The organism is Campylobacter sp. 19-13652 (assembly GCF_019702925.1).
In the GTDB taxonomy this organism is placed as follows: Bacteria; Campylobacterota; Campylobacteria; order Campylobacterales; family Campylobacteraceae; genus Campylobacter_A.
The window spans coordinates 606,389-620,705 of record NZ_AP024713.1; the positions used below are offsets into that span (position 1 = coordinate 606,389).

Below are 14,317 nucleotides of genomic sequence, written 5' to 3' on the forward strand. Positions count from 1 at the left end.
CTAACAATCTTTATCTTTTTTTTGCATACTCGGATAATGTCAAAGATGAAGGGTTTAAATTTTATGGATGCAATTAATCTATTTTATTTTTACGCTTATTAGAGCCTAGTCTAAGTGTAACCAGCACAAAATCACGCCAAAAAATGTAATTTATGAGTTTGTTGCTCACAAATAAGACTAAGTCGCTACTAGCACAAAAAGCTAAATCGTATCTGCTTGCGCATATGTTTGGTGTTAAATATTTATTAACTAAATCACAGTCTAATCAATCATGCTCCCCTAAGGCTTATCAAGGCTAGTTGTGATATCCTTGAAAATGAATTTTTCCAGTATTCACAATATGCCTTAAACAAAGAGTGCGCAGGAGATAGAGTGTGTCAAATACGTTGGATATTTGGAATAAATTACCTTTGTCTTTTTCTAAGCGTGAGAAATAGCAAAATTATTGAGGCTAGTATGAGCGTGGCTGGGATTATTCCGTTTGGCTTAAAGCTGTCTTTGGAGCTGTCTAAAAGTACGATTTTAACGGTATAATCGTTTGCCTTTAGGTCTATGCTCTGACCTTTGACGCCGCTTAAACGCACGCTTAAAAGATTAGTATCTATCTTTTTTATTTGCACCTTCGCTGTGCCGCTATATACATATTGGCTTAAGGTTTCGTTGCAATTTTTAGGCATGAAAAATATCTCATATTCTGTATTAGGTTGCACGCCTATAGCGTCGTTTTTGTCTATGACAAAGTACTGCTTTTGCGGAGTTTGTGTGCTAAAGTGCCAAATTTTTTGTAGTTTTTTGCCGTTTTGTTCGTAGGACACCCTTGCCTCATATGCGCTATCAAATTCAAATGGCTTTAGCGAAAATAGGGCAAATTGATATGGGCTTAGCCGTTTATTTGGGTCGTTTTTGGAGGTTAAAAGCCTTGTGTTTTTTAGCTTTTTGCCGTCTTTAAAAATCTCAAAATCCAAAAGCCTCACCACCCCTAATGATTCATTAAATTCAACGCTTACAGGAGTGCTTAGTATCTTGCACTCTGGCATAGGGTCTGGATTTTCGCCGCTAAAATAGGGCTGAGCTGGCAAAGAATTTGGGTAGTAAACTATGTCTGTGTTATCGATTTTTAAGGCTTTATCAAAGTTATCCTTTGGGATTTTTGCTTTGGCATTTGCGCAGGCGTTTATGATATACTTTCCACTTTTTGGGCTAAAACTTTGAGCGCAAAGCTCCCCTATTTTTGAGTTTGACATATTAAATACAGTAGCGCTCATATTATCTGTGCTAGCAGTGGCAAAGCCGACCCTGTCAATCTCTTTATTTGTAAAGCCAAACCTGTGATAGATCGCGCTCATTAGGGAGTCTACGTATAGGCTGGGATGCTTTTTGTAGGTGATATTTTCGCTTATTAAGGAGGTTTTAGCTCCAGCTTTTACCGCTCTTTTGCTAGGCGTGGTAGCATAAAAGTAGGGATTATTTTTATCCTCGTTATGCCCTGTAATGCCGTTTTTAACGCAGTAGTTTGCGTGTGCCAGGCTTGAGATACTTAGGCTTTTATCTAGCAAAAGCTGCGAAAGCCCTAGGTCTTTTCTTATTAAATTTAAATATCCTAAAATATCGCCCTTATCGATAAAGTTCTTTGGCTGCCTTGCCTGAGTTAGGTGCTCATCATCAGCGCAAGCTGATAGGAAAATCAGGACAAAGCTAAGCCAAAATAGCCTCATTATACGTTAAATCTAAAGTGCATTACATCGCCATCTTTTACGATGTAGTCTTTGCCCTCAAGGCGCAACTTGCCTGCCTCTTTTGCTCCGCTTTCACCACCACATGTGACAAAATCCTCATAGCTTATCACTTCCGCTTTGATAAATCCACGCTCAAAGTCATTGTGGATTACGCTTGCTGCCTTTGGTGCTTTCCAACCAGCGGTTATAGTCCATGCACGTACCTCTACTACGCCAGCGGTAAAGTAGCTTATTAGGTTTAATTTGGCAAAGCTTGTTCTTATTATCTTATCAAGTCCGCTCTCGCTCACGCCTAGTCCGCTAAGAAGCTCAATTGCTTCCTCGTCGCTTAGTCCGACTAGCTCCTCCTCTATTTTAGCGCATATTTTTATGACTTCATGCCCTGACGTGGCAGCAAATTCTTTTAGCTTTTTTACGTATTCGTTATCCTCAGCTAACGCATCCTCATCGACATTTGCACCATATATGACCTCTTTTGCGGATAGTAGTCTTAGCTCGCGATTTAGGCTTATATACGCCTCATCATCTCGCCCACTAAAGCTGCTTGCTGGTGCGCCATCATCTAGGTGGGATAGTAGTGCTTTTGCTATTTCAAGCTGCTCTTTTGCGCCTTTTTGATTTGCCTTTGCCTCACGAGTTAACTTTTCTATTTTTTTATTTAGCTGCTCCATATCGGCTAGGATTAGCTCGGTTTGGATTATTTCTATGTCTCTTATTGGATCAACGCTGCCTTCTACGTGCGTGATATTGCCATCATCAAAGCAGCGTACGATGTGTAGTATTAGCTCTGTTTCTCGTATGTTTGAGAGGAATTTATTTCCTAGCCCCTCGCCATTGCTAGCTCCGCGCACAAGCCCAGCGATATCGACAAATTCGATTGTAGAGTGCTGTATTTTATTCGGATTTACTATCTTTGCTAGTTCGTTTAATCTAGCGTCTGGGACTGGTACTATCGCTTTATTTGGCTCTATGGTACAAAATGGATAGTTTGCGCTTTGTGCGTTTTGTGCTTTTGTTAGTGCATTAAAAGTTGTGGATTTGCCCACATTTGGAAGCCCTACTATGCCTACACTTAGTCCCATTATTTATCCTTGCCTATTGAATTTAAAAAGTAAAGACACGCCCTTACTCCAGCTCCACTTGCGCCCGCTTGATTATAACCCCATGGCTTTTCTACATAGGCAGGTCCTGCTATGTCTAGGTGTAGCCAGCTGTCCTTATACTCGTCTTTTATAAATTTATCCAAAAATAGCCCAGCCGTTATCGCTCCGCCGTATCTGCTACTAGCGGCGTTGCTTACGTCTGCTATTTGACTTTTTATTAGCTCTTTTAGATAGTCGTTAAACTCAAGCTCGCTATTTAGCTCTCCGCTTAGCTTTGATTTGTGTCTAAAGCTCTCTTTTAGCTCGGAGCTATTTCCCATTACACCAGTGGTGTACTCGCCAAGCCCCACCACGCAAGCCCCAGTTAGCGTGGCTAGGTCTATTAAAATATCAGGCTTTAAATCCTGTGCAAAGCTTAGACAATCAGCCAGCACTAGCCTGCCTTCAGCGTCGGTGTTTCGCACCTCAATGCTTACTCCAGCACGGCTTATTAGTACGTCATCTGGTTTATAGGCATTGCCGCCTATCATATTTTCAGTCGCGCCTATTATGCTATGAATTTCTAGCTTTAGCCCAAGCTCGCTCGCGGCTTTTATGATAGCCATTACAGCTGCGCCACCACTTTTATCAGCTTTCATCGTTAGCATATAATCAGCTGGTTTTAGGCTAAGTCCGCCGCTATCGTAAGTTAGTCCCTTACCTACAAAGACTATGCGCTTTTTGGCGTCTTTTGGAGTGTAGCTTAGATGGATTAGGCGAGGTGGATGTACGCTTGCACGGTTAACGGCTAAAAAGGCGTTCATACTCTCTTTTTGTAAAAATTTCTCGTCATAGACTTTGCATTTTATATTTTTGTCCGATTTTGCAAGCTCTAGTGCGTCTTGTTCAAATTTAAGCGGAGTGTAGACCTCTGGGATTTCGTTTACTATATCTTTGGCGAAATTTGTAGCATTTGCCATTATCTGTCCGTTTGTTATGCCGATTTTAGCTTTTTCTATTTCTAGTGTGTTTTCGTCAAAACTTTCAGAGCTTATTAGTACGCTTTCTAGCTTGCTTTGCTTTTTTTCTTTTTTGTATTTGTCAAATTTATAGCTAGCTAGGATAAAGCCTTCAACTAGTGCTTGGGTGCTAAATTTGGCACATTTTGTGATATAGCTTGCTACTTTTAGCGATGAGACTTCGTAATCTTTTAGCGCGTTATACGCCTTTGCTGCACCTTGTCTAATAGTGTCTACTTCGGTATTTGCTATGCCTACATATAGTCTTTTTTGACTTTGTAAAAATAGTACTCCCTCACCTTTAAATCCATAAAACTCAAACTCACATTTATCTTTTATAAATTTATGCTCTAAGTCCTTATTTACCACAAATATAAGCTCAACATCTGCACCTATCTCTTTTAGAGGTCTTTCGATTAGTTCAAATTTCATCTATACTTTTCCTTTCTTTTTGTTTACTACTGAGTGTTCTATGCGCTTAATGGTGTATAAAAATCCAGCGACTATAAGCAGGATAACTGGTAGCGCAAGGTACCAGTGTTCCGCTATCATATCTATAATTGCGATGATGCTCTCTCCAAAATACCACGCCAAAATTATCGTTATTGCAGCCCATGCCCATGCTGAGAATAAATTTATAATTGCAAATTTTTTGGCGTTATAGCGGGTTATTCCTATGCTAATTGGGATTATTGTCCTAAAACCATACATGTATCTTTGTATAAATATCACAGGCCAACCAAGACGCTGAAGCAATAGGTGCGCTACGGCAAATTTACGCCGCTGTTTTGAAAGGCGCTTGCCAATAAAACGCTTGCCATATCTACCTATGTAAAAATAAATTTGATCTCCACAAAATGCCCCAAGCCCAGCGATAAAGGTAACCATGAAAAGATCAACATGTCCTATGTGAGCTAGTATCCCAGCTAGTATGAGGGCTAGCTCCCCCTCTAGTATACACCAAGCAAAGACAATCGCATATGCTAAAAGTACGTGATTATTAAGAATGGCATTTACCAAAAACTCGATATTTGGGTGATTTGCCACCAGTGTGGTTAGTGCTGTGTCTGCTTGCATTAAATCTCCAAAACACTATAAACTGGCGATAGTTTGGTTAGATTTTCTGCGCCGCCAAGCTCTTTTAAATTTATTAAAAAGCAAGCTTCAATACACTCTGCACCAAGTTGTTTAATTAGCTCAACGCTTGCTTTTGCAGTGCCGCCAGTAGCTATTAAATCGTCTATTAAAAGCACCTTTGCGCCCTGCTTATTTTTAAAGGCATCCACGTGGATTTGTAGCTCATCGACGCCGTATTCTAGGCTATATTTTTGGCTTATTGTAGTGTATGGTAGCTTTTTGGGTTTGCGAATCGGTACAAAGCCAACTCCAAGCCTAGCCGCAAGAGCCGCTCCAAATATAAATCCTCTACTTTCAATGCCAGCTATGTACTCTACGCCCAAGTTTTCATATCTGCTGGCTAAATGCTCGTTTAAAAACTTAAATGCCGCTGGGTCGTTTAAAAGGGTTGTTATATCTCTAAAGACTATTCCAGGTTTTGGAAAGTCTGGTATTTCTCTTATTGTGTTTAGTAGATATTCTTTTTCTTGTATTGTTAAATTTGTCATTTTTATCCTTATAAGAGTGCTTCAATCTTGCCTTCTAGCTCTCGTATCCTGCCACGAAGTTTGTCATTTTCTAAGCGATATTGAGAATTTCTTGTGCGTAGGCTTGTAACGTCATTTTTTGTTTTATTTAGCTCATCCGTGAGAATATCTATATTCCCTAGGCTTCTTTGGAGTTGGATTTGTAGCTTTCGTATGACAATTTCTGTATCTTGGAGGTTGTTTTTCATATTTTCTCTGGTTTTGCGCTCTTTTTTAAGCAGGGTTTTAAAGTAAAAAACCATGACTACTAAGTATATATTTGCGCAGATTAATATGGTAAAAAACAGCCAGTCAAATATCACTATCTGCCTTTATTTATCTTTTCTACGCGACCCTCGTGTCTGCCGCCTTCAAATTTAGTCTCTAAAAATGCTAAAAGCGCATCTTTTGCCACGTCTGTGCCGATTAGCCGCTCTCCAAAAGCAATGACGTTTGCGTTATTGTGCATTCTAGCAAGCCTAGCCGATAGGCTATCGTGTGCTAGAGCGCAGCGGACGTTTTCATGGCGGTTTGCCGCTATACTTATGCCTATGCCGCTTCCACATATAAGCACGCCAAACTCGCCATCATTTAATGCTTTTGCTAAGGCATGGGCATAGTCTGGGTAGTCTACACTGTCTTTACTGTGTGTGCCTAGATCGTTTATTTGATGACCTCGCTCGATTAGGAAGTGTTTTAATGTTTCTTTGAGACAAAATCCTGCGTGATCGCTTGCGATGTGTATTTTCATTTTCTTTGCTTTTTTTAAATTATTCCGTGATTATATCCTAAAAACCCTTAAATAAGCCCACTAACATACCTAATCGTTGCATAAATTGGAGAAAAAATAGAGCTAGAAAATGGGCTCATGACAATTATTATTAGAATAATAAAACCGTACCTTTCAAGCTCCATCATTTTTGCAGTTAGTGCGCTTGCTCCAGCCCAATCTAGCACGTAAGCAAGTGCTTTATATCCGTCAAGCTGAGGTAGGGGATAAAGATTAAAAAGTGCCAGTAAGATATTTAGCTTTAATAGCATAAATAGCGAATTTATCAGCGTTTGCGAGCTTTGACTATCACTTAAACTGCCTGAGTAAATGAGTGCTTTTATCGCAATAAAAGCAGCCGCTGCTAAAGCTAGATTATAAGCAATACCAGCAAGTGCGACTGCTATTGCACCCACGTATTTGCCGTTATTAAACACAGTTTGCATTCTTACTGGCACAGGTTTTGCCCAGCCAAGCACAACTCCGCCAGCTAGATACATAGCAGCTGGAACTATGATGGTGCCAAATATATCTATGTGGCGCAGGGGATTTGGACTTAGGCGGTTTAGGTTTTTAGCGGTGCTATCACCAAATTTATAAGCCACCCAGCCGTGTGCTATCTCATGTCCTACGATAGAGACGATAAGACAGGCTATAAGCACCAAAATTTCAGCTATATCAAGTGAAGTAAGCTTATGTGTAATAGCGTTAATAAACTCCATCAACTTCCTCTTCTTTTATCGCCATTTGGGTAAATTCGTCGCTATTTTCTATCGTGCTTACTAGCCTGCCTATGCGTTCCCATCTTATGCGGTATTTATCGTCCCAGCTTAGGTATATAAACCACGGTTTACCGATGATATTGCGGTATGGCACGCTCCCCCAAAATCTACTATCGTTTGAGTGGTCGCGATTATCCCCTATCATGTAAAACTCATTAGCCTTAACCTTTGTATAAAAGGCGTTAAATGGTAGTTCTCCCCTTTTTTCTAGCGAGTTTATCATTACTGGCTTCATATCAAGCTTACCTGAGTTTAGCGCATAAATCATATAGCTAAACATATCTACGTTTTTATCGTAGTGAATGCCACTAAATTTATACGGCTCCCTTACAAAAAGCCTACCATCAAGGCTAATAATATCCTCTTTTTTGTAGTTTTGGCTTATAAATTCATCGCCTTCGTGTGGGCGCAGATACATGGCATTTCCATCAAATACTATCTCATCATCCCCTACTCCAAAGAGCCTTTTTACGTAGTGCTCGCTCTCGTTTAGCACGTTTAAAAACACCACTATATCACCGCGCTGTGGCTTATCGCCTTCGATTAGGTGTCCGTTGCCGAAAAAATCAGGTAGTATCTTTTTATTTATAAAAGGTATGGTTGGTGTGGGTATGCCGTAGCTAAATTTTTTAACGAATAAATGATCGCCTATTAAAAGTGTGTTTTTCATCGAGCCTGAAGGTATGACAAAGGCCTGAGCGACAAAAAATATCAAAAAAAGTACGATTATTACAGTGCCAGTCCAGCTATTGCTAAATTTATTAAGCCTGCTTAGAAACTTTATCATCGCCCTACCTCTTGCCTCTTGCTTTTGCTGCGGCTAGAGTATTTTTAAGCAGCATAGCAATCGTCATAGGTCCCACTCCACCTGGAACCGGCGTGATATAGCTGGTCTTTTTAGCCACTTCATCATATGCCACGTCGCCAGTTAGCTTGCCGTTTTCTAGGCGGTTTATGCCTACGTCGATGATTATTGCGCCATCTTTTACCATGTCTGCGCTTAAGAAATTAGCCCGCCCTATGGCTACGACTATTATGTCGGCGTTTTGGCAGATTTGTTTTAAATTTTTTGTGTGAGAGTGCGCTATGGTAACAGTCGCATTTGCAGCCAACAGTAGCGCTGCCATAGGCTTTCCGACTATGTTGCTACGCCCTAGCACTACAGCGTTTAGCCCTGTTAATTCTATGCTGTATTTTTCAAGTAAATACATAACCCCAAGCGGAGTACAAGGCACAAAACTAGCCAGTCCGCTCCAAAGTCGCCCCACGCTAGCTGCGCCAAATCCATCTACGTCTTTTTCAGCTGCTATTGCCTGCGTGATGACGTCCTCGTCTATATGCTTTGGTAGTGGTAGCTGTACGAGTATGCCGTCTATGCCAGCGTCTAAGTTTAATACATTGATAAGGGCTAAAAGCTCGCTTTGGCTTACGTTTTCATTTAGGCGGTGCACCACAGAGCGTATCCCTACTGCCTCGCAGGCCTTTTCTTTTGCACCGACGTAGGTTGCGCTTGCAGGGTCGTTGCCGACTAAAATAACAGCTAGGCTTACCTCTTTGCCACTATTTTTTAGGCTGGCTACCTCTACTGCTATTTCATCACGTGCTTGCTTTGCTGTGGCCTTGCCGTCTAAGATTTGCATAAATCGTCCTTTAATTAGGTTTTTAAGGCAAATAGTGTATCATAACAAACTTTGGAATAAATTTAATTTTTAGGTTTAAAATGAGGCTGGTTTTAGTTTTTTTACTCTGTTTTTTTGTCGCAGCGGCTGTGGAGAGTAGCTTTATCACCCCAGCTGAATACTCCAAAATGCTCTATTTTAACCCACATGGCATAGGCTGTAATAAGTGCCACGGCGCAGAGGGAAAGGGTAGTGTGATAGGGGTGTATTATGAGTTTGACAAAGCTAGTGGGCAGAATAAAAAGCATGAGGTAGTAGCGCCAAATATAGTCGGCATTAGCCTTGAAAATTTTAAGCAAGCCCTAGCAAATCCTAAAAATTTTATGCCAAGCTACTCGCTTACAAATAACGAAATAGCAGCACTATACATGTATGTAAATAAACTTTTTAAAAAGGTAGAAAATGACAAATAAAGAGGCGTTTAAACAGGCAAAAGACTTAATCCCAGGCGGAGTAAACTCCCCAGTTAGAGCATTTGGCAGCGTCGGCTCACAGCCGCTTTTTATTGACCGGGGTGAGGGTGCATACATCTATGACATAGAGGGGCAGCGCTATCTTGATTTTGTACAAAGCTGGGGGCCGCTATTGTTTGGGCATGCTGATAAAGATGTGCTAAATGCTGTCATAGAGCAGGCTAAAAAGGGGCTTAGTTTTGGTGCGCCAACGCTTATTGAGAGCGAGCTAGCCAGCCTTGTGCTTGAGCGGTTTAAATTCCTAGATATGATACGCTTTGTAAGTAGCGGCACGGAGGCGACTATGAGTGCTATTCGTGTGGCTCGTGGCTTTAGCGGTAAAATGGGGCTTATTAAATTTGAAGGTAACTACCACGGACACTCAGACTCGCTTTTAATAAAAGCAGGAAGTGGGGCTACGACATACGGCAACGCCTCAAGCGCAGGTGTAAGCCAAAATGCAGTCGCTGACACGTATTTAGCGCGCTATAATGACATAGATAGTGTTAGGGCTATATTTGAAGCAAATGCGGATAAAATAGGCGCCATCATCGTCGAGCCAATAGCTGGAAATATGGGGCTAGTGCCAGCAAGCGCTGAGTTTATTAGAGGGCTTCGTGCGCTTTGTGATGAATTTAAAGCAGTGCTTATATTTGATGAGGTGATGAGTGGCTTTAGGGCTAGCGAAATAGGAGCGATAAAATACTACGACATCTGCCCTGATATGGTTGTTTTTGGCAAGGTTATAGGCGGAGGCATGGCTGCGGCTGCATTTGCGGCTAGGTCTGAGATAATGAGCGTGCTTAGCCCACTTGGGGCAGTCTATCAAGCAGGCACGCTTAGCGGCAATCCAGTGGCTATGGCAGCTGGCGTGGCTATGCTTAAAAAAATTGACGCTAATATCGGACTTTACGAGGGATTGCAATCTCTTGCAGAGCGCTTGATGCAGGGCTTTAAGGACGCCGCAAGAGCCGCAAATGTAAAAATTCAAACCTGCGTGCGTGGGTCGATGTTTGGATATTTTTTCACGGATAAAGAGGTGCAAAACTACGATGACGCACTAAGCTCTGATACAGCGATGTTTGCACGGTTTCATAACGCTATGCTAGCACGCGGAGTGTATCTAGCACCTAGTCAGTTTGAGGCTGGGTTTATATGTGCTAGTATGAGTGAATATGATATAGATTTTGCTATTAGTGCGGCACGAGACGCTATGGCTGAGGTGGCAAATGGCTAGGCTAAACTCCATAGCCACGGGGCTTGGCAAGCTAAGCCTTGGCATTAGCATAGTTGTGGCGATTGCAATAGGCGTGGGGCTTGGCTTGTGGCTTAGAGATATTACAGGGCTAGACTGGACGCTTTATGTGGGGCTATTTTTTGGCGTAGCAGCTGCGGTATTAAATGTCTATAAGGCCTATTTGCAGGCTAAAAATGAGCTTGATGAGCTTAAAGATAGGTATAAATTTGATAAATCTAGCAAAACAGATGATGATGAGGAGTGGGAGGAGCGCGTGTGAAAAATGCGCTTGCCCTTCTTTTTTTCTTTGCTTTTTTGCTCGCTTTTGGCGCTTTTAATGGCGTGGCGTGGCTAGCTAGCGTGAGTGTTGGATTTTTGGGTAGTTCACTTATCATTGTGGCCAGCTTTTATGGATATTATAAGCGTGTAAGGCAAAAGCTAGAACGTGGTGAAATAGAGGCGGATAAATTTAACGATGAGGACGATGATAGCGAGGTTTTAGAGCGTGAGGAGGATATAAAATCCTTTATAGCTACGCAAAAGCAAAAGCGCAAACTTCTGCCCTCTGCACATAGCTTTGGTTCATCTTTTTTGCCACTTAGAATTTTATCATACGCCATTTTTGTGATAGCCTTTTTTATGCTTAAGCGTCATGATTTGCTCGAGTTTGCTGCGCTTTTTATAGGCGTTGGTATTGGTGCATTTGGCGCAATTATTACGGCTAGGAGGTTTTATGGCTAGCTTGGGGCGGACTGTAAGGACTATGGGGGCATTATTTTTTGGCATGGCGCTTATGTTTTTGGGAAATGGGCTTTTAGTAAGCAGTGCTAGCATTCAGCTAAAGCAGCTTGGGTTTGCTGAGCTGGCTATAGGCGTGGTAAATGCGTCTTATTTTTTTGGGGCGATTTTAAGCACGATTTTTGCCCATCGCATAGTCTCACGTGTGGGACATATCCGCAGCTTTGGGATTTTTACCATACTTTTTGGCATTAGTGCAATGTATCACTCCATGACTGGCTCGATTTTTGTGTGGGCTTTGCTTAGGTTTGTGGTGGGATTTTGCTATTACGCTCTTACTATGATTATTGAAAGCTGGCTAAATGAGCGCACCCCAAACTACCTACGCTCGCGCGTGCTTGCGGTGTATGAGGTGGTTTTTTACCTAAGTTTTGGGTTTGGCGTGCTTTTAATGAGCGCACAGCTTGAAAATATGCAGATTTTTATAATCGCCGCAAGCTTTATAATGGTTTCATCAATCCCTTTAAATTTAATCCGCATTCGCCAGCCTAAAATCCCACAAAGGCAAGCGCTTAGCCTTCCAAAAGTCTTTAGCGTCGTCCCACTAGCTCTAGCTTGCGCATGTGTGGGCGGAGTGGTGATAAATGGCTTTTTTTCCATGGGTGGGGCGTTTGCCCTGTCTTTGGGGCTTAGCTTAAAGCTTGCACCTGTTTTTATGTTTGTAGCTATGGTGGGTGGCTTTTGTGGGCATTTTTTCATAGCGCCCCTAAGCGATAAATTTGGCAGGAGGCTTGCTATTATTACAGTCTGCGTTGTTTCGCTTATCGCTTCTGCTTGTTTTATGATTTTTAGCCTTGATATGGTGGCTATTTTTGTGGCTGGATTTTTTTTGGGCAGCGGGGCATTTTGTCTTTATGCGCTCGCACTTGCTAGGGCAAATGATGTCTTAAATGACCGCTCAAAAAGCCTAGAAGTAGGGCGTGCCTTGCTTTTTAGCTATCTTGCTGGTTCGCTCGCTTCGCCTGTGCTTTTAGGTACTGCTATGCAGCTTGATGGGGCTAGGGGGTTTATGGGGATTTATGTGCTTTTGCTTGCACTTTTACTGCTTTTTGCTCTCACTCAAAAAAGCGTGCCACAAGAAAAGCGTCAGCCATGGCAGCCTCATACCATACGCACCACCGCCATTGATGAGCTAAGTAGCAAAACTCAAAACGGATAATACTGTGGCAATTATAAATAATAGCACTTCAATATCTCAGCCGCTTTCTACCCCCACTAGCCCTCAGCCTCGTCTTGCTACTGAAGGCGCTAAAAGTGGACTAATCCAAAACCAGCCACAAAGCCAAAATGCCCCCTTAGCAAACGAGGGCAGGGAGGCTTTAGCTGGAGTTGAGAGGCTTATGGCAAAGGTGCTAAATGAGCTAAATCAAAACTCTAAAGACAGCTCTAGCGTGGCTTTAAATTTAAAGCAAACTGGCGTTGCAAATGGCGTAATGAAAGGCATTAATGAGCTTATAGGCGAACTTGAAAAGGAGGCAGATCCTACTCTAAAGGAGCTAGGGATAAAGCTTAAAGAGTTTTTAAAACCAATAGCAAATATTAGTGCGTCAAATTTAGCCAGCAGTATAAAAGACTCTGGTGTTGGCTTTGAGGCAAAGCTTGCAAATGCGCTAAATCCGCATGTCTTGCCCCCAGCTATAAATAGGCTTTTTTCGCAGATAAAAAATCTCTCAAACCAAGAAATCCTTGCTCAAATTTTAAATTTAGCCAAAGCAGATGATAGCGAGGCAGAGGCTTTTAAAAAGCTAAATAACATCCTTAAAAACGCCGCCTCAAATGCTGAGGCAAAACTCTCATCATCGCCCATATCTAGGGCTTTGAGCCTGCCTAATAAGCTAGATAGCATGGCTAAGTTTTTAAGCCAAAAAGAGCCGTTAAATCAAAGTCCAGATGCTTTAAAGCGTGAAGCTTTATGGATAGGCAAGACTTTAGAAAATGTGCTTAGTCAAGCAAAGGGGCTTGAGGGGACAAAGCAGGCAAATTCGCAGAGCTTTTTGGCGAATAAAAGGGAGCTTGAGGCAAGCATAAAAGAGGCAAAAGAGGTGCTTGATGGGCTTTTAAAAATAGGCTCAAAATCGGAGTTTGTAAGCGAATTTTCAAATCTTAGCGAGCCGTTAAGTGAGCAAGGAAGCTTGCAAGATAGACTAAAATCAATCGCAAGGCGACTAAGTGGAATGCTTGAGAGTGTTGATAGCGAAGCAAGCAGGGCAAAGCGTGACCTAGCCGAGATAAGAGGCGTGATGAAGCACCAAAAAGCTGCTAGCGAGGCCGCTATAAATATAAAAGCTCAAGATGGCTCTGAGCTAGCGCGAAGCATAGAAAATGACATAAAATCCACGATTCTATCGGCAAATTCTGAACTAAAGCAAAGCCCAAATGAGGCGCTAAAATCAGCCGTAGCGCGTACTTTGGCCGGCATAGAGGCGAATCAAATTTTATCCGTCGTAAGTGGCGAACTAAGTAGCTATTTGCCATATTCTTGGGATGACTTAGACGGCGCTAGGGTGGCGTTTAAGCGTGGAAAAAAGGAGAAATTTCACGCACAGGTTGAGCTTAATTTTAAGGCGTTTGGTGGCATCAGTGCACTTATAAGTTTAAGCGATAAAAAGCACATCGATATTAGCGCAGCGACTGAGAGAGATGATTTTGCAAAGCTGATACGCTCGCATAAGGATTCTTTAAGAGATGCGTTAAAGAGTGGGGGGCTGCTTTTGGGGCAACTTAGTATACGTGTTGCGCCTAAAAAAAGCATGAGTGATGAATTTAAGGCATTTGGCGGCTTTGAGCTAGGGCTTAATAAAAGGGCGTAAATGGCAAAGATTGGGCGTAAAAAGGCGGTTGCGCTAGGCTTTAAACAAGGCAGGGATAATGCGCCAAAGGTGCTAGCAAGTGGCGAGGAGTGTACCGCCGAGCGCATAATTGATTTAGCGCAAAAAAACGGCATACCAGTGCGCGAAGATGCCGATTTGGTCGAGGTTTTAAGTAAGGTCGAGATAAATGATGAAATTCCGCCAAATTTATATAAAGCCGTAGCCGAGGTATTTAGTTTTTTATATTCGATTACGAAAAAATAGGGGTATTTTTGGGGTGATATTTTAAATTTAATGTGCCAAAAAGCTT

17 protein-coding genes are annotated in these 14,317 nt (G+C 42.0%); 7 read left to right on the forward strand and 10 right to left on the reverse strand.

Annotation, left to right across the window (positions count from 1 at the left end; genetic code table 11):
* Window positions 1-404 precede the first annotated feature (404 nt).
* Genes LBC_RS02895 through folD form a run of 10 tightly spaced genes read right to left on the reverse strand, consistent with a single transcriptional unit; the run spans window position 405 to window position 8,671 of the window.
* A complete protein-coding gene (locus tag LBC_RS02895) occupies window positions 405-1,715 on the reverse strand; it encodes a CAP domain-containing protein (protein WP_221254608.1) in 1,311 nt (436 codons plus the stop codon).
* Entirely contained in the window at window positions 1,715-2,818 is a 1,104-nt protein-coding gene (ychF, locus tag LBC_RS02900; RefSeq protein ID WP_221254609.1) for a redox-regulated ATPase YchF, read from the reverse strand. The genes LBC_RS02895 and ychF overlap by 1 nt, the downstream gene beginning before the upstream one ends.
* Window positions 2,818-4,269 carry a leucyl aminopeptidase gene (locus LBC_RS02905; RefSeq protein WP_221254610.1) on the reverse strand — a complete coding sequence of 484 codons (1,452 nt, stop codon included), beginning with the start codon at window positions 4,267-4,269 and terminating at the stop codon, window positions 2,818-2,820. Before LBC_RS02905 ends, ychF begins: the two co-directional genes overlap by 1 nt.
* Entirely contained in the window at window positions 4,270-4,914 is a 645-nt protein-coding gene (locus LBC_RS02910; RefSeq protein ID WP_221254611.1) for a DedA family protein, read from the reverse strand.
* The gene (locus LBC_RS02915) at window positions 4,914-5,462 is read right to left on the reverse strand and encodes an adenine phosphoribosyltransferase (protein WP_221254612.1); all 549 of its coding nucleotides are present in this window, start codon (window positions 5,460-5,462) and stop codon (window positions 4,914-4,916) included. Before LBC_RS02915 ends, LBC_RS02910 begins: the two co-directional genes overlap by 1 nt.
* An 8-nt stretch (window positions 5,463-5,470) precedes the next feature.
* Window positions 5,471-5,743: a hypothetical protein gene (locus tag LBC_RS02920; RefSeq protein WP_409240990.1), complete on the reverse strand. Its 273-nt coding sequence runs from the start codon at window positions 5,741-5,743 to the stop codon at window positions 5,471-5,473.
* A gap of 59 nt (window positions 5,744-5,802) precedes the next feature.
* Window positions 5,803-6,231: a ribose 5-phosphate isomerase B gene (rpiB, locus tag LBC_RS02925; RefSeq protein ID WP_221254614.1), complete on the reverse strand. Its 429-nt coding sequence runs from the start codon at window positions 6,229-6,231 to the stop codon at window positions 5,803-5,805.
* Between the two features lie 47 nt (window positions 6,232-6,278).
* Window positions 6,279-6,971, reverse strand: a complete 693-nt coding sequence (locus tag LBC_RS02930) for a site-2 protease family protein (protein WP_221254615.1) — start codon at window positions 6,969-6,971, stop codon at window positions 6,279-6,281.
* Complete coding sequence (lepB, locus tag LBC_RS02935) at window positions 6,958-7,818, reverse strand: signal peptidase I (protein WP_221254616.1); 861 nt, start codon at window positions 7,816-7,818, stop codon at window positions 6,958-6,960. Before lepB ends, LBC_RS02930 begins: the two co-directional genes overlap by 14 nt.
* A 4-nt stretch (window positions 7,819-7,822) precedes the next feature.
* On the reverse strand, window positions 7,823-8,671 hold the full coding sequence (folD, locus tag LBC_RS02940) for a bifunctional methylenetetrahydrofolate dehydrogenase/methenyltetrahydrofolate cyclohydrolase FolD (RefSeq protein ID WP_221254617.1): 849 nt from the start codon (window positions 8,669-8,671) through the stop codon (window positions 7,823-7,825).
* A gap of 80 nt (window positions 8,672-8,751) precedes the next feature.
* Here folD and LBC_RS02945 point away from each other — a divergent pair, with 80 nt between their 5' ends.
* From LBC_RS02945 to LBC_RS02975, 7 genes are read left to right on the forward strand one after another with little or no spacing between them, the layout of a single operon-like run.
* Window positions 8,752-9,123: a c-type cytochrome gene (locus tag LBC_RS02945; RefSeq protein WP_221254618.1), complete on the forward strand. Its 372-nt coding sequence runs from the start codon at window positions 8,752-8,754 to the stop codon at window positions 9,121-9,123.
* Complete coding sequence (gene hemL / locus LBC_RS02950; RefSeq protein WP_221254619.1) at window positions 9,113-10,399, forward strand: glutamate-1-semialdehyde 2,1-aminomutase; 1,287 nt, start codon at window positions 9,113-9,115, stop codon at window positions 10,397-10,399. Before LBC_RS02945 ends, hemL begins: the two co-directional genes overlap by 11 nt.
* Window positions 10,392-10,679: an AtpZ/AtpI family protein gene (locus LBC_RS02955; protein WP_221254620.1), complete on the forward strand. Its 288-nt coding sequence runs from the start codon at window positions 10,392-10,394 to the stop codon at window positions 10,677-10,679. The genes hemL and LBC_RS02955 overlap by 8 nt, the downstream gene beginning before the upstream one ends.
* Window positions 10,676-11,140, forward strand: coding sequence for a hypothetical protein (locus LBC_RS02960; protein ID WP_221254621.1), 465 nt, complete (start codon window positions 10,676-10,678; stop codon window positions 11,138-11,140). Before LBC_RS02955 ends, LBC_RS02960 begins: the two co-directional genes overlap by 4 nt.
* The gene (locus LBC_RS02965; protein ID WP_221254622.1) at window positions 11,133-12,356 is read left to right on the forward strand and encodes an MFS transporter; all 1,224 of its coding nucleotides are present in this window, start codon (window positions 11,133-11,135) and stop codon (window positions 12,354-12,356) included. Before LBC_RS02960 ends, LBC_RS02965 begins: the two co-directional genes overlap by 8 nt.
* Before the next feature lie 4 nt (window positions 12,357-12,360).
* Entirely contained in the window at window positions 12,361-14,007 is a 1,647-nt protein-coding gene (locus tag LBC_RS02970) for a flagellar hook-length control protein FliK (RefSeq protein ID WP_221254623.1), read from the forward strand.
* Window positions 14,008-14,271: an EscU/YscU/HrcU family type III secretion system export apparatus switch protein gene (locus tag LBC_RS02975; protein WP_221254624.1), complete on the forward strand. Its 264-nt coding sequence runs from the start codon at window positions 14,008-14,010 to the stop codon at window positions 14,269-14,271.
* Window positions 14,272-14,317: the final 46 nt, after the last annotated feature.

Excerpts from the sequence above, each read along its gene's own strand:
- hemL (WP_221254619.1), top strand. The coding sequence starts at position 9,113 with ATGACAAATAAAGAGGCGTTTAAACAGGCAAAAGACTTAATCCCAGGC.
- LBC_RS02955 (WP_221254620.1), top strand. The coding sequence starts at position 10,392 with ATGGCTAGGCTAAACTCCATAGCCACGGGGCTTGGCAAGCTAAGCCTT.
- LBC_RS02975 (WP_221254624.1), top strand. The coding sequence starts at position 14,008 with ATGGCAAAGATTGGGCGTAAAAAGGCGGTTGCGCTAGGCTTTAAACAA.
- LBC_RS02930 (WP_221254615.1), bottom strand. The coding sequence starts at position 6,971 with ATGGAGTTTATTAACGCTATTACACATAAGCTTACTTCACTTGATATA.
- lepB (WP_221254616.1), bottom strand. The coding sequence starts at position 7,818 with ATGATAAAGTTTCTAAGCAGGCTTAATAAATTTAGCAATAGCTGGACT.
- LBC_RS02915 (WP_221254612.1), bottom strand. The coding sequence starts at position 5,462 with ATGACAAATTTAACAATACAAGAAAAAGAATATCTACTAAACACAATA.
- ychF (WP_221254609.1), bottom strand. The coding sequence starts at position 2,818 with ATGGGACTAAGTGTAGGCATAGTAGGGCTTCCAAATGTGGGCAAATCC.
- LBC_RS02895 (WP_221254608.1), bottom strand. The coding sequence starts at position 1,715 with ATGAGGCTATTTTGGCTTAGCTTTGTCCTGATTTTCCTATCAGCTTGC.
- LBC_RS02965 (WP_221254622.1), top strand. The coding sequence starts at position 11,133 with ATGGCTAGCTTGGGGCGGACTGTAAGGACTATGGGGGCATTATTTTTT.
- LBC_RS02945 (WP_221254618.1), top strand. The coding sequence starts at position 8,752 with ATGAGGCTGGTTTTAGTTTTTTTACTCTGTTTTTTTGTCGCAGCGGCT.
- LBC_RS02910 (WP_221254611.1), bottom strand. The coding sequence starts at position 4,914 with ATGCAAGCAGACACAGCACTAACCACACTGGTGGCAAATCACCCAAAT.
- rpiB (WP_221254614.1), bottom strand. The coding sequence starts at position 6,231 with ATGAAAATACACATCGCAAGCGATCACGCAGGATTTTGTCTCAAAGAA.
- folD (WP_221254617.1), bottom strand. The coding sequence starts at position 8,671 with ATGCAAATCTTAGACGGCAAGGCCACAGCAAAGCAAGCACGTGATGAA.
- LBC_RS02920 (WP_409240990.1), bottom strand. The coding sequence starts at position 5,743 with ATGGTTTTTTACTTTAAAACCCTGCTTAAAAAAGAGCGCAAAACCAGA.
- LBC_RS02905 (WP_221254610.1), bottom strand. The coding sequence starts at position 4,269 with ATGAAATTTGAACTAATCGAAAGACCTCTAAAAGAGATAGGTGCAGAT.